At 38.5% G+C, this 14,446-nt stretch carries 16 protein-coding genes; 2 read left to right on the top strand and 14 right to left on the bottom strand.

Annotation, left to right across the window (positions count from 1 at the left end; genetic code table 11):
• Positions 1–714, top strand: a complete 714-nt coding sequence (locus IA57_RS00380) for a response regulator transcription factor (protein ID WP_036117746.1) — start codon at positions 1–3, stop codon at positions 712–714.
• A 51-nt stretch (positions 715–765) separates the two neighbouring features.
• Here IA57_RS00380 and miaA read toward each other — a convergent pair whose 3' ends face one another.
• The 9 genes from miaA to IA57_RS00335 form a co-directional block, all read right to left on the bottom strand.
• A complete protein-coding gene (gene miaA / locus IA57_RS00375; RefSeq protein WP_036117743.1) occupies positions 766–1,671 on the bottom strand; it encodes a tRNA (adenosine(37)-N6)-dimethylallyltransferase MiaA in 906 nt (301 codons plus the stop codon).
• A 1-nt stretch (position 1,672) separates the two neighbouring features.
• On the bottom strand, positions 1,673–2,509 hold the full coding sequence (locus tag IA57_RS00370) for an ion transporter (protein WP_036117740.1): 837 nt from the start codon (positions 2,507–2,509) through the stop codon (positions 1,673–1,675).
• 79 nt (positions 2,510–2,588) lie between these two features.
• The gene (locus tag IA57_RS00365; protein ID WP_036117737.1) at positions 2,589–4,547 is read right to left on the bottom strand and encodes a DUF3857 domain-containing protein; all 1,959 of its coding nucleotides are present in this window, start codon (positions 4,545–4,547) and stop codon (positions 2,589–2,591) included.
• On the bottom strand, positions 4,544–5,902 hold the full coding sequence (locus IA57_RS00360) for an exonuclease domain-containing protein (protein WP_036117734.1): 1,359 nt from the start codon (positions 5,900–5,902) through the stop codon (positions 4,544–4,546). The genes IA57_RS00365 and IA57_RS00360 overlap by 4 nt, the downstream gene beginning before the upstream one ends.
• Positions 5,903–5,953: 51 nt before the next feature.
• A complete protein-coding gene (locus IA57_RS00355; protein WP_036117730.1) occupies positions 5,954–6,616 on the bottom strand; it encodes a YggS family pyridoxal phosphate-dependent enzyme in 663 nt (220 codons plus the stop codon).
• A 15-nt stretch (positions 6,617–6,631) separates the two neighbouring features.
• On the bottom strand, positions 6,632–7,870 hold the full coding sequence (locus IA57_RS00350; RefSeq protein WP_036117727.1) for a DUF1015 domain-containing protein: 1,239 nt from the start codon (positions 7,868–7,870) through the stop codon (positions 6,632–6,634).
• A 47-nt stretch (positions 7,871–7,917) separates the two neighbouring features.
• Positions 7,918–8,205, bottom strand: a complete 288-nt coding sequence (locus IA57_RS12680; protein ID WP_262493256.1) for an SdpI family protein — start codon at positions 8,203–8,205, stop codon at positions 7,918–7,920.
• 127 nt (positions 8,206–8,332) lie between these two features.
• Complete coding sequence (locus IA57_RS00340) at positions 8,333–9,220, bottom strand: 3-hydroxybutyryl-CoA dehydrogenase (RefSeq protein WP_036117721.1); 888 nt, start codon at positions 9,218–9,220, stop codon at positions 8,333–8,335.
• Between the two features lie 52 nt (positions 9,221–9,272).
• Complete coding sequence (locus IA57_RS00335; RefSeq protein ID WP_036118672.1) at positions 9,273–10,232, bottom strand: Gfo/Idh/MocA family protein; 960 nt, start codon at positions 10,230–10,232, stop codon at positions 9,273–9,275.
• 136 nt (positions 10,233–10,368) lie between these two features.
• Between IA57_RS00335 and IA57_RS00330 the strand changes: the two genes are divergently transcribed.
• Positions 10,369–11,010 carry a protein-L-isoaspartate(D-aspartate) O-methyltransferase gene (locus IA57_RS00330; protein WP_036117718.1) on the top strand — a complete coding sequence of 214 codons (642 nt, stop codon included), beginning with the start codon at positions 10,369–10,371 and terminating at the stop codon, positions 11,008–11,010.
• On the opposite strand, the gene IA57_RS00325 is transcribed toward IA57_RS00330, so the two are convergent.
• The 5 genes from IA57_RS00325 to deoC (IA57_RS00305) all read right to left on the bottom strand — a co-directional run bounded on the left by IA57_RS00325 (position 11,007) and on the right by deoC (IA57_RS00305) (position 14,188).
• Positions 11,007–11,549, bottom strand: a complete 543-nt coding sequence (locus IA57_RS00325; RefSeq protein ID WP_036117714.1) for a hypothetical protein — start codon at positions 11,547–11,549, stop codon at positions 11,007–11,009. The genes IA57_RS00330 and IA57_RS00325 overlap by 4 nt on opposite strands.
• A gap of 3 nt (positions 11,550–11,552) precedes the next feature.
• On the bottom strand, positions 11,553–12,011 hold the full coding sequence (smpB, locus tag IA57_RS00320; RefSeq protein ID WP_036117710.1) for an SsrA-binding protein SmpB: 459 nt from the start codon (positions 12,009–12,011) through the stop codon (positions 11,553–11,555).
• A 53-nt stretch (positions 12,012–12,064) separates the two neighbouring features.
• Positions 12,065–12,763, bottom strand: a complete 699-nt coding sequence (deoD, locus tag IA57_RS00315) for a purine-nucleoside phosphorylase (RefSeq protein ID WP_036117707.1) — start codon at positions 12,761–12,763, stop codon at positions 12,065–12,067.
• A gap of 3 nt (positions 12,764–12,766) precedes the next feature.
• Positions 12,767–13,438: a deoxyribose-phosphate aldolase gene (gene deoC / locus IA57_RS00310; RefSeq protein WP_036117704.1), complete on the bottom strand. Its 672-nt coding sequence runs from the start codon at positions 13,436–13,438 to the stop codon at positions 12,767–12,769.
• Positions 13,439–13,525: 87 nt separating this feature from the next.
• Positions 13,526–14,188 carry a deoxyribose-phosphate aldolase gene (gene deoC / locus IA57_RS00305; RefSeq protein WP_036117701.1) on the bottom strand — a complete coding sequence of 221 codons (663 nt, stop codon included), beginning with the start codon at positions 14,186–14,188 and terminating at the stop codon, positions 13,526–13,528.
• Positions 14,189–14,446: the final 258 nt, after the last annotated feature.

Raw genomic sequence — 14,446 nt, 5'->3', positions numbered from 1 at the left:
ATGAATGAACAAGAACAAAAGAAAATTTTATTAGTTGAAGACGATCCTAATTTTGGAACCATATTGAAGGATTACTTGTTAATGAACGATTACCAGGTAACCCATGCAAAGAATGGGATGGAAGGTTTCGAAAAATTTAAAAAAGACGATTTCGATTTATGCATCTTAGATGTTATGATGCCCTATAAGGACGGCTTTACACTAGCCAAGGAAATACGAGAGAAAAATACCGATGTGCCCATTATTTTCTTAACGGCAAAGGCCATGAAGGAAGATGTGCTTAAAGGATACAAAGTTGGTGCAGACGATTATTTAAACAAACCTTTTGATAGCGAAGTCTTGCTAATGAAAATAAAGGCGATTATACAGCGTAAAGCAACAGAATCGGTGGCAGATAGCAAACAGTTTGAATTTCAGATTGGGAAGTTTCATTTAAACTCCAAGTTAAGGTTTTTAACCTTTGAAGGGGGCGAACAAACCAAATTATCTCCAAAGGAAAACGACCTGTTGCGTCTTTTGGCTTTGCACGAAAACGATTTAATGCCTAGAGAATTGGCACTGACCAAAATATGGCGTGACGACAATTATTTTACTTCCAGAAGTATGGATGTTTACATTGCCAAATTACGAAAGTACTTAAAGCAGGATCCTAATGTAGAGATTTTGAACATTCATGGCGAAGGATTTAGATTGGTTGTTAATCAAGATGCCTAAGACAGGCCAAATGAAAATAAATAAAAAGCCTTCCAACGTTGGAAGGCTTTTTTATGCGGTTAACGACTCTATTTTTTTATAAATATGGGCAGTACTATCAGCGTAATCAAACCAATGGATATCAGGGTTTTTGCGGTACCAAGTTAATTGCCGTTTGGCAAAACGTCTGGAGTTTTTCTTAATTTCGGCTATGGCAAAATCTAAAGACCAATCGCCTTCAAAATAGTTGAAAAGTTCTTTGTAGCCTACGGTGTTTAAGGCGTTTAGGTGCTTTTTAGTGTAAAGGGCCTTAGCTTCGTCAAGCAAGCCTTCTTTCATCATAATATCGACGCGTTTGTTTATGCGCTCGTAAATAGTGTCTCTAGCGGCGGTAAGTCCAACATAAATGGTTTTAAATTGCCGTTGCTCTTTTTTTTGGTTTAAGTAAGACGAGTAGGGTTTGCCTGTGCCCAAGGAGATTTCCAAGGCGCGAATTACCCTATGGGGGTTGTTTAGGGCAATGGTATTGTAGGCGTTTAAATCGACTGTTTTAAGTTGCTCCTGAAGCGTTTCTAGGCCTTGGATTTGCAAGGTTTTGTTAAGCGTTTCCCTAATGCTGGCTTCTACTTTAGGAAAATTGTCTAAACCATTTACTACAGCATCGACATACAAACCAGAACCGCCAACAAGAATGGCAATGTCCTTGGTTTTAAACAATTCGTCTAGCAGGGCAAGGGCGTCGTTTTCAAAAGCACCAACACTATACGCATCCTCAACAGATTTATGGTGTATAAAATGGTGTTTGGCTTCTAAAAGCTCTTCTGGCGTAGGTGCTGCAGTTCCAATGTGCATTTCTTTAAAAAATTGTCTGGAATCTGCCGAAAGGATTTCGGTATTAAAATGCTTGGCCAGTTTAATGCTAAGAGCTGTTTTTCCAATAGCGGTTGGGCCTACTACGGCAATGAGGTGTTTGTTCATGTTATAATTTATTACCGCAGTTGTAACAGTAGCCCGCTTTTTCTTTATGGTCGTCAACCCCACAGTTTGGGCATGGGTTTTCTTTTTCAAAAGAAAAGAGTCCCTTTTTGCGCCTGTTTTGGGCAAATTCGGCGGTAACAATTCCCGTAGGAACCGCTATAATACCATAACCTAAAATCATGATAAACGAGGCGATAATTTGTCCGGATGGGGTTATGGGATGTATGTCGCCATAACCTACCGTTGTAAGGGTAACAATACACCAGTAAATGCTAACGGGAATACTGGTAAAGCCACTTTCATCGCCTTCTATAACGTACATAAGCGATCCTAAAAGCACACATACAACCAATACAAAGTAAATGAATACAATAATTTTTGTACGGCTGGTTTTTATGGCTAAACGCAGCTCTGAGGCCTGTCCTGTAAAATGAACCAGATTAAGAATCCTGAAAATACGCAGCAGCCTTAAAGCCCTAACCACCGAAAGAATTTGTGCGCCCCCAAAGAAAAACGATAAATACATGGGTAAAATGGCAATAAAGTCGATAATGCCATAAAAACTAAAAATGTATTTGGAAGGGGTTTTTATAGAGATGATTCTTAAAATATACTCTATGGTGAAAAAAATGGTAATCACCCATTCGCACGCCAAAAGAATGTTGTGGTATTTTTGGTCTACAGTATCGACGGTTTCTAGCATAACCATCAAGACACTTAATAAAATCAATCCGAGTAGGACGATGTCAAAAAGCTTTCCTGCAGTGGTATTTGTGCCGTATATGATAATATGCACTTTCTGCCTAAAAATGTCAAACTTCGATTTTATTTCTTTCATGTTTTAGACGTAAAAATCAAATCTACAAATTAAAGTTGAATAATCTTAATTACCTTGATTTACTCAAGGCCAAAAGCAATTATCTTTTTTTTAACGACACCAACGATTTTGTTTGAATGTTTGTAGTTATGCTCATAAACTCTTTCAAGTAAGGGTAGTATTCGGGAGCATATAAGTTTTCTAGAAAGTCTATTTTTAAAACTAATGAAATGGTGTTTTTACTTTGTGAGGTGTTAAATAACAGGCGTCCTTTGTTATTTGGTAGTGTGTAATGTTTGCTTTTTGGTAAGTTAATCGCTTGATAATCTTTGCCTAAATCAATTTGAATAGAATACAAAAAGGAGTCTTTATACCCAAAATCGATAGGATAGGTTCTATTTTGAAGTTTAAACGGGTTTGTGTCAAAAAATTTGAACAAAAAAGGATCAAAATAAATGTTGGTTAGTTGTTCGTCTAGAGGGTATTCAATCGCATAGCTTTCTGTGAAGTCAAAAGATGTTTTAGATTCGCTATCAACCTTATAATTTGAAATTTCAAATGCCTCGTGAGAGTTTCTTAGCTTAATTAAGTAATTCTCAGGATTACTATAGTAAGAATTTTTATAGCTATGGGCATGATACCCCTTGTTAGAGTGATGCACCATGCCTTTAAGCGTCCCGTTTTCAGCTTTTAATTTTATTTGATACATGACCGACGATGTTTTCTCTGGCGTCAACGCTATCCAATAACTCCCATTTTTAAAATCTAATAATCTGCCTTCTTGATTAAGGCACCTAAAAGGAATTTCTCCAAACGATAGGTAGTCTTCCGTGGCATCTAATAAGTACTTTTCGCCATCAATATTAATTTGTACAATTAAATAATTAAAATCAGAGATTACAGGGTAAATTTTGGTTGGAAAACCGTTGTTTCTGGTAGATAACAAAATTGGGTAAACCTCCAAATCGCTTTGTTTTAGAAGGTTGTGGAGAAGGATATTGATTTCGGAAACAGAGCCTGTTTTTTCTTTTATTAAATCCTTAACCGATACATCTTTAAATAACGAATATTCTTTATTCCATGCATAGTGTTCTTGGACATATTGATAGATTTTTTTTGCTTTTATTAATGGGTTTGATTCTTTTTCAATACTGTTATCAAGCAATCCCTTTGTAATGGCCGATTTTGAGAGCTGCCTGCCTAAATCATTATCTGTTCTAAGTTCGTTGTCTACAACCTTCCAAGTTTTTGTGTAGTTTTCTACCTCACCATTAAACATTCTTAAGGTTTTAAGCTCATAATCAATTCTGGATAAGTAATTAGATTTGGTCGTCATATAATCTTCTTCAATAAAAGCGGGAATATTTTTCATAACATATTTGGTGTCTACACAGTCTGCATAAGCACCAGAGCCGCCATCTAAACACTCATTTTGAATATGTTCTTCTTTATGATCTAATGCCAGATGTCCCACTAATTTTATGTTGTACTCCCAATTTCCAGGAATACTGGTGTTATATTCGCTATATAGCTTAGGAATATCTTCTTGAAAATACCACCCTTTGTATTTAAAAAAGAATGGCGATACCAAGGTGTAGCTGTAGGTTATAACAGAACCTGCCCTTACATTTGGAAATGTAAATTTTACTAAGGTATATTTGTCATCGTATTTCTCTTCATAAATGGCCTTTTTGTCCAGTTTTACTTTGGTAATATTGTCTCCTTCTAGGTTATAAGTAATGGCATGTATATCTTGAATGTTTTCTTTTTTATTAGAGTTTCTATATAAATACTCTTTTACAGTGGCTTTATCAAAGCCGTCGTTATTGAGGATCTTAATTTTTTTCTTGATTTCGGTGTACAGCATGAAATCTCTATTACTTACATAGCTATTTCCCGATTCATACAAAACAACAGCATTGGCAGTCGAATCTGCAGCAAAAACATTGGTACTTAGGTCTTGTTTGGTAACTAATAGGGTTTCTGAGTTGAAACTGGATTGTGCAGATGCTATTAATGAAAATAGGAAAATTAGAGAAATTAATAGATTATATTTCATAAACTAATGATCTTTATGTTTTTATGTCGCCTTAAATAACTTTGAATAATATGTTGCGCATCCCTATTGTTTTCCATAGGGGTTATAATAGATTCTAAGACCTCGATGTTTGTAATTTGATAATTAAGGTTAAAATGTCCAAGACCGACAAACACCCCATTTTTTATGTAAACAATACTGCGCTCATCAATGTCGCGGCCGTGGTCTATAATGAGCATGTTTTTATTGGCGTAATTGTATTTAGAAATTAGTTGCCTAACACGTTCGTTATACGTTTCGGGCGCTTCCTCTTTAAGGCAGGCACCGTTACAAGTTTTAATGGTGTAGTTAAAACAATTGGATGTTGTGGGGTAGAGGCCCGTAAGTTTTTGGCAGAGGTTAAAGGCTTCGGTAGCTTTAAATAAAAATTGCTTGCCGCTTTGTTTGGTGGTGAAGGTAGTTATCGCATTTTCGTCGGTAGCTTTGTCTAATTTTAAATTGAGATAACCAGCTTCGTCTGTAAAGCTATACAGTGCATGCGAAAAGATGTTTCGCCGCAAGGCTCTATTAAATAAGGGTTTGTTGCGCTTTATTTCTTCGCTTTCCTTTAATAGCGCAATAAGCTCGCTTCCTGTTTTTTCGAAAGTAACTGCCGCTGCTTGGCGTTGTATTTTTTTTGATTTAGGGGATGTGTTTGTAAAATGCTGACTAATCCGGTTTTTAATGTTCTTGCTTTTTCCAATGTAAATAATTTCCCCTTCTTCGTTATGTATGTAATAAATACCGGTTGTGTTGGGAAGTGCGTCTATAATGTGTTTTAAGTTAGGTGCTATTTGTGACTTGGACTCAATGCGAATGGCATCTTTAATAATAAACTTCTCCAAATCTTTATGCAGCAACATTTTAAATAGTTTTATGGTAGCTTGGGCGTCGCCGCTAGCGCGATGTCTATCACTTACAGGAATGCCCAAGGAACGCGATAATTTGCCTAGGCTATACGAGTCTTGGCCGGGAATAAGCCGTTTAGAAAGTTCGACCGTACAAAGGGTTTTGCGCTTGTACCCAAACCCGAGGCGCTTAAATTCGGTTTTTAAAATGCGGTAATCAAACTTGGCATTATGGGCCACAATAATACAGTCTTCGGTAATTTCGACAATGCGCTTGGCTACCTCGTAAAATTTAGGGGCATTGCGCAGCATTTGGTTGTTAATACCGGTAAGGTTAACCACAAAGGGTTGTATTTCGCGCTCTGGGTTAATTAAGCTTATAAATTGATCAACAACAGTGTGGCCATCAAACTTATAGATGGCAATTTCTGTAATGCCTTCTTCGTTATACTTGCCTCCAGTGGTTTCTATGTCTACAATTGCGTACAAATGCGTTAAGGGCTAAAAGGTGATTTTAAGGTGTTAAATGTTATTTATGACTTAATAGTTTCTGGCTCCAAAAATGGAACTTCCAACACGAATCATGTTGCTGCCGCATGCAATAGCAAGCGGGTAATCGCCGCTCATACCCATGGAAATGGTTTTCATTTCACAATTGGGGGAGACGATGGATTTTAAATCTTCAAAAATGGTTTTTAACCTTTGAAACTCATTTTTTATCTGGTCGTGGTTGTCTGTAAAGGTGGCCATTCCCATAACGCCAACAATACGGATGTTTTTAAGTGCTGCTACGTCGGTTTGTAACATGGTTTTAGCATGGGCAGCTGTCATGCCAAATTTGCTGTCTTCCTCGGCAATTTTTATTTGTAAAAGGCAATCGATAATGCGGTTGTGTTTTTGAGCTTGCTTGTCGACTTCCTTTAAAAGTTTTAGGTTGTCTATACCGTGAATTAAATGTACAAACCCTGCCATATACTTTACCTTGTTGCGCTGTACGTGACCAATCATGTGCCAACGAATATCCTTGGGTAAAGCATCAGCTTTCTCAACCATATCCTGAATTTTGTTTTCTCCAAAATCGCGCTGTCCCACATGGTAAGCCTCCATAATATCGCTATTGGGCTTGGTTTTGCTAACGGCAACCAAGGTAACGGTTTCTGGCAGGTCGTTTATTAGGGTGTTTAGGTTTTGTTGAATACTCATGTTAAGCCAATTGTTTTAAAATTCGTAAATGGTTACGCCGCTTCTTAGCTTGGGCAATACATAGGTGCTTTTTGGAGGCATTTTTAACCCATCGTCTGCAATGTGTTTCATTTGTTCTACAGTTGCAGGAATCATACCAAAACCTACTTTATAAGCGCCACCGTCAACTTTATTAACCATTTCTACAATATCGTTCTTACCGTGACTGTAGCTAATGCGATCGTCGTTTCTTAGGTCGTGTATGCCCAAAATGGGTTTTAAAATGGTTTTGTATAGCAGTTGGGCATCTAATGCTTCTAACGAAGACTCAAACTGATATTGGGATTGCCGCAAATACAGCGAATAGAACTGCCCGTCTAAATACATGCTAAAATGATGGGGTTTTGATGGCTTGTAAGGGGTTTTTCCGCGGTTTTCAATGCGGTAAAGTGCGTCAAGTTTAATAAGAAAGGCTTCTTTGCTTAAACCGTTTAAATCTTTTATCAGGCGGTTAAACTCGTAGATTTTTAAATCGGATTCCGGAATGAGGTAGCTCATAAAAAAATTATATTTCTCATTTCCAGAATGATTGGGGTTGCCTTGTTTTAAATCTTTGTAAAGCAAATAAGAAGAGGCCGAACGATGGTGCCCATCTGCAATGTAAATGGTTGGCATGTTTTCATATTCTTGCTGTATGGTTTTTACCATATTAGCATCGTTTACTAGCCACAAATAATGGGTGTCGCGGTAGGTTGTGGTAAACTCAAACTCGGCGCGTTCTTGCTGTACCTTGGCCACAATTTGCTTAATAACATCATTATCGGGATGTGTAAGCAAGACAGGTTCGGCATTAAATCCAACAGTTTTTAGGTAGTTTTTAAAAATAACTTCCTTAAATTCTATTGTGTTTTCGTGCTTTTTTACCACATCGTTTTCATAATCCTTTGCGCTAACCGCAGCAACAATGCCATTAAACATATCGCCATCGCGATTAACAATGCGATACACATAGTAAGACGGGATTTCGTCTTGCATAAAAATGCCATCTTCCTTAAATTCTAAATACCGGTTTTTAACTAGGCCATATCTAGCTTTGCCCGAAACCTCCTTATCAAAACGGTACCCAGGATTTACAATGTGCAAAAACGAAAACGGGTTGTCCCGAAGTCGCGATTCCCGTTGGGCCATGGTATAACTTTGGTACGAGCGTGCTGCCACAAGACTTACTTTGTCTCGTGTTGGGCGTACTGCTCTAAACGGGATTACTTTTGCCATATGTTTTTAGTTAATACGAATTTATGATTAGATGCTTTAATGCCATGTTAAGGGGTTACATCGTCATGAAATGTTTTTTTAATGGCAATTTCAACCCGTATAAAAAGGGTAACCACCATTGCAATTAGGAGTCCCATGCCTAAAAAAAGCGCAATTTTTTCTGTTGGAAAATACGTTAGCCCAAGGCCTCCTAAAAGCGATAGGACAGCGCCCAGTTTTATCATTTCTTTAGCCGCGTATTTTTGGGCAAAATCCCAATGTTTTTGAGTTTTCATGGCGCTTGCTGTTTTATACCCATAAATTCCGTTAATTTTTTTTGGTGGGAATTTCAACATAATCAATCCAACAGCAATAAAAACTAACCCAGAAGAGCAGGGGATTAAAAAAAGCGGGTTTTCAATAGGCATTAAACTCGTTGTTTGGTGTGTTGCGTTTTTTAGCGGTTATTTATTACAGCTGTTTTTATGCAAACTGTTTGGCTACATTTTCGGCTTTTTTGCTTTCAGAATAGTCGTAAAAACCTTCACCAGATTTCACACCTAATTTTCCAGCTCTTACCATATTTACCAACAATGGACAAGGGGCATATTTGGGGTTTTTAAAGCCTTGATACATCACTTCTAAAATAGATAGACAAACGTCTAGACCAATAAAATCGGCTAATTGTAATGGTCCCATTGGGTGAGCCATGCCTAGCTTCATAACAGTATCGATTTCTGTAACTCCCGCAACACCGTTGTATAGGGTTTCAATGCTTTCGTTAAGCATAGGCATTAAAATACGGTTGGCAACAAAGCCTGGGTAATCGTTAACTTCTACCGGAACTTTTCCTAAAGCTTTAGAAAGCTCCATAATGGTATTGGTCACTTGGTCGCTGGTATTGTACCCTCTAATAATTTCAACCAATTTCATAATGGGTACAGGGTTCATAAAGTGCATGCCAATTACTTGGTCTGGTCTTGAGGTTACAGCCGCAATTTGTGTAATGGAAATAGATGAGGTGTTTGTCGCCAAGATGGTGTCTTCAGAGCAAGCCTCATCCAGTTGCTTAAAAATCTTTAGTTTTAAATCTACATGTTCTGTAGCAGCTTCAACAACAAGGCTAGCGTACTCAACGCCTTCTGCAACATTGGTAAAAGTAGTAATGTTGTCTAGGGTGGCTTTTTTATCGGCTTCCGAAATTTTTTCCTTAGCAATCATTCTATCCAAATTTTTGGTAATGGTTGCCAATCCGCGTTTTAGGGCCTCTTCGCTAATATCTATTAATTGTACTTTAAATCCGCTTTGTGCAAACGTATGGGCAATACCGTTACCCATGGTTCCTGCACCTATTACTGCTATGTTTTTCATTAAAATTGGTTTTGGCCGCAAAAACGGCTATTTAGTTATTTGTTTTTTATACTTAAAGTTGTTCTACTATCATGGTGGCAATGCGTAGCGCTTCGGTGCCATCGTGAAGCGTTACTATGGGTTTCGAATTGGTGGTTATGGCGTGAGCAAAAGTTTCCAATTCGTCTAAAATTGCATTGTTGTTGGTTATTTCTGGGTTGTCGAAATAGATTTGCTTTTTTATGCCTTCTGCATTTTGAAGCACCATATCGAAGTCGCCCGGGTGTTCTGGGGCATCTTTCATTTTTACCACTTCACACTTTTTTTCCAAAAAGTCGACCGAGATATAGGCATCTTTTTGAAAAAATCTGGACTTGCGCATGTTTTTAAGCGAAATTCTACTGGCAGTTAAATTGGCCACACAACCATTTTCAAACGCTATTCGTGCATTGGCAATATCTGGTGTTTCGCTAATAACCGAAACGCCACTGGCAGACACGTTTTTCACTTTGGATTTAACCACGCTTAAAATAATATCGATGTCGTGAATCATCAAATCTAAAACCACAGGAACATCGGTGCCTCGTGGGTTAAACTCTGCCAAACGGTGAGTCTCGATAAACATGGGGTTTTTAATGTTGTCTTTTACCGCAATAAATGCAGGGTTAAAGCGCTCTACATGGCCAACTTGCCCACGAATGTCGTGCTGGGCTAAAAGTTCGCGAATGTGCTCGGCTTCTTCAACGGTATTGGTAATGGGCTTTTCTATAAAAATATGCTTGCCTTTTGCAATGGCTCGTTTGGCACAATCGTAATGCGAAAGTGTAGGGGTAACAATGTCTACCATATCTACCGCATCAAGTAATGCATCGATGGAATTAAAATAGGTGTACCCAAACTCTTCGGCTACTTTTTTTGCATTGGTTTCATCGGCGTCGTAAAATCCTACTAGTTCGTATTTGTCCGATTGATTTAGTAATCGCAAATGTATTTTTCCTAAGTGCCCAGCACCTAATACTCCGGCTTTTAACATATATTGGTTCATTTTCAACAAAAATAGGCTTTTTAAGGCGAAAAAAGAAGTTGAAAAACAAATGAAATGGTTTCTGGTTTTATGCTTTTAACTTCGGCCGTTTATGGTTATTTTAGCCGTATAAACCAACTGGCTTTTGAAAGATACACTTAAACATCAAGGACTTCGCAACAAACTTGTTGAAACCATAAGCGCCAAGGGCATTACAGACGAAAATGTTTTGGGGGCTATAGGGAGCATTCCTAGGCATTTTTTTATGGATTCTGGCTTTTTGGATTATGCTTACCAAGACAAGGCGTTTCCTATTGCTGCCGATCAGACCATTTCGCAGCCTTATACCGTGGCGTTTCAAACAGAGCTGCTGCAGATTAAACCTAGCGATAAGATTTTGGAGATAGGTACAGGAAGCGGGTACCAAACGGCCGTGTTATGTAAAATGGGAGCTAAGGTATACAGTATAGAGCGCCAGCACGAACTGTTTAAAAAAACTAGCAAATTCTTGCCTAAAATTGGTTATCGGGCCAAAAAGCTCATTTTTGGCGATGGCTATAAAGGGCTGCCTGAGGAAGCACCTTTTAAAGGAATAATCGTTACAGCCGGTGCACCGTTTGTGCCTAAGCCGTTGTTGGCCCAATTAGAGGTTGGCGGCCGATTGGTAATTCCCGTTGGGCAGGAAGTGCAAACCATGACCTTATTTATACGAAAAGGCCCTAAGGATTTTGAAAAACACGAATTTGGTGACTTTAGGTTTGTCCCTATGCTAGAAGATAAGAACTAATTGTCTGGTAAATAGGTGTTAGGAATGGTGTTTTCGGGAGTTTCTTGGGTCCAATAAATATTTATAATCCACCAACGTGTGCCATCAAACAAGAGCTGAATGCTGTTTATACCACGCATAAATGGGGTTTCGTCGGCCTTGCTTTTGTAAGCTTCATAAGTACTAAAAACGTGGGTGATGTTGCCAAATTGCTCTTTCTTTCTATAAATTTCCTTTTCAAAAAAACCGTTATCAACAAGCCATTGGCCAGAAGTGTTAATGTAGTCGTCTGGCGATAGATACCTAACATCGTAATTGGCTCCAGTAAGCTTTCCTGACGGAATTAACTTAGCGTTGGGTTTGAACAGATGTTTAAACAGTTCCCAATTGCGAGCTTCGCCTTTTTCGCCCGAAATAACATTGTATAGGGTAAGCAGGGTTTTGTCTAGTGTAGACACGTTTGCGGAATAACCTAATGTGTCTATTTTTTCTTGGGCATGTAATTGCAAACCAAAAATTAAAGTTGTAATAAAAACAAATAAGAGGGTGTGTTTTTTCATGCTTTAGTTGTAGCTTTTATTAATACGGTCTAGACGTCTTTTGCTTTCGCGGTCTTTAATGGTGTCCCGTTTGTCATATAATTTTTTACCACGGGCCAAAGCAATAACCATTTTGGCCAAACCATTATCGTTAATAAAAAGGTTTAAGGGAATAATGGTAAGTCCCGTGTTTTTTACTTCTTTTTCAAGCTTTTTCAGTTCCCTTCTGTTTAATAATAGTTTGCGCTCTGCTTTTGGTTTGTGATTGTAGTAGGACCCGTAGAGATACTCTTCAATGGTCATGTTTATCACAAAAAGCTCTCCCTTGTCGTTAAACTCACAAAAACTCTCGGCTATAGAGGCTTTTCCGTTTCTTATGGATTTAATTTCGGTGCCTTGTAATACAATTCCAGCAGTATATTTATCCAAAATTTCATATTGAAACTTGGCTTTTCGGTTTTTTATGTTGATTTGCTTTTGCATGGAACAAAATTACAATTTTTAAATAGGAGAAAAAAGGACGATTACGTACGGTGTTAAGCTAAATCCAATGCGATGTTTATCATGCTTTTAAATGAAGTCTCCCGTTCTTTGGGTGTGGTTCTTTCGCCGGTAACCAAAGAGTCTGAAATGGTAAGAATAGACAGCGCGTTAACATTGTGTTTTGCGGCAATGGTATACAAGCCTGCCGATTCCATTTCTACGCAGAGCACACCAAACTTCGACCATTTTTTATAGGCTTCAAAATTATCGGCATAAAACTCGTCGCTGGTAAAAACGTTTCCCGCTTTAAAGGGAATGTTTTGCCGTCTGGCCGAAAGGACTGCTTTGTCAAACAAGTCAAAACTGGCTGTTGGCGCATAATCGGCACCACCAAAACGCAGCTCATTAACCCCAGAGTTTGATGAGGCTGCCATGGCAATAATAACATCTCTTAGTTTTACATTTTCTTGGTACGATCCGGCACTGCCCACACGAATTAAGTTTTTAACCTGATAATCGTTAATAAGCTCGTGGGCGTAAATAGAAATGCTTGGCACACCCATGCCTGTTCCCATAACAGAAACGCGTTTGCCTTTGTAAGTGCCTGTGTAACCAAACATGTTTCTAACTTGGTTAAAACAAAAGGCGTCTTCTAAAAATGTTTCGGCTATCCATTTGGCTCTTAAAGGATCGCCAGGAAGTAAAATGGTTTCTGCAATGTCGCCTGGCTTGGCTTCAATATGTACACTCATAGGTTAATAATTTTGACCGGTATTGGTATTGTTTTTTGTTACGATGGCCACACCAGACGAGGTGCCTATTCTATCGGCGCCGGCTTGCACAAATGCTAGGGCTGTCTCGTAATCCTTAATGCCGCCAGAAGCTTTTATCTTGGCTTGGTTGTTTACTGTTTTCCTAATGAATTTAACGGCTTGTATGGTTGCATTTCCTTTTGAAAATCCCGTTGAGGTCTTAATAAAATCGGCTTGAGCTTCTAGACAAACCTCACAGGCCTTGAGCAGCTCGTCTTCACTAAGTTCACTTATTTCTACAATAACTTTTAGGGGGTGGTTTCCAATGACGGCTTTTACACGCTTAATGTCTTCTGTTGCGGCTTTTAATGCCCCGCTTTTTAGCAGTCCGATGTTTAGAACCATGTCTATTTCATCGGCGCCATTTTCAATAGCGGTTTTGGCTTCGAAGACTTTTGCGGCAGTTGTGGTGTTTCCCAAAGGAAACCCTATAACCGTACAGACTTTTACAGGACTCCCTTGTAGCAGGTTTTTGGCTGTATTTACATAATAGGGAGGAATGCATACCGCATAAAACCCAAATGTTACTGCTTCGCTGCAAACGTGTTTAATATCGGCTTCGGTTGCCTTGGCTGCCAATATGGTATGGTCGATGTATTGATTTAGAGGTTTTATCTTGTAATAGATTTAACGGTTAGGTCTTTCAAAGGTATAAAAAAAGCCCCTTTGTAGGGGCTTGAAGTGATGTAATTTTTTAGGCTTTTAACTGGCTTCTAAAATCCTGCTTTGCGAAACAATGGTAGCACCAGAAGAAGTGCCTATTCTGTCGGCACCGCTTTCAATATATTTTAGTGCCGTTTCGTAATCTGCAATGCCGCCTGAGGCTTTAATCTTTATTTTGCCTCGAGCCGTTTTTTTAAGCATTTTAACGGCGGTTAGGGTGGCACCGCTTTTAGAAAAGCCTGTACAGGTTTTAATAAAGTCGGCTTTGGCATCGATACAGATTTGGCAAGCTTTAATAATTTCGTTTTTTGAAAGCTCACTTATTTCAATAATGACTTTTAAGGGTTTTTGCCCAATGGCCAATTTTACATCGCGAATGTCCTTATAAACAGAAACGAAGTTTTTGCTTTTCATCATGCCAATGTTCATGACCATGTCTATTTCGTCGGCGCCATCTTCTATGGCTTGCTTGGCTTCTGTTACTTTGGCTTGTGTGCTCATGGCACCAAAGGGAAACCCAACAGTGGCGCAGGTTTTAACACTGCTTTTGGCTAATAAATGTTTGGCCAACGGAACGTAGCTGCTGTTTACACACACTGAAAACAAGCGGTGTTCTATGGCTTCTTCACATAATTTATAAATGTCTTTTTTAGAGGCTATGGGCGATAAAAGGGTGTGGTCTATGGTGCTATTAATCTTCATAAAGGGTGTAGGTTAAAGTGTTACGAAAATACGATAAACGGTTTTGTTATTAAAATTTTTTAGACGAACGGTACTATTTTTTAACGAAACCTGTTGATGTTTTGAAAACAAGGGGCTTGACTTTTGAGGTAGTTGCTTTAAAACAAAAAAACAGCACTAATTCCAAAACGTGTTGTTTAGGTTTTGTGCTGCTTTTTTAACTAACTAACCAACTATAAAAAAAACGCTGTTCTTTTTGTGTTATTGTTCAAGCATTCT

It is taken from the genome of Mangrovimonas yunxiaonensis (assembly GCF_000733475.1).
In the GTDB taxonomy this organism is placed as follows: domain Bacteria; phylum Bacteroidota; class Bacteroidia; order Flavobacteriales; family Flavobacteriaceae; genus Mangrovimonas; species Mangrovimonas yunxiaonensis.
This window is presented reverse-complemented; position numbering and strand designations above follow the sequence as displayed.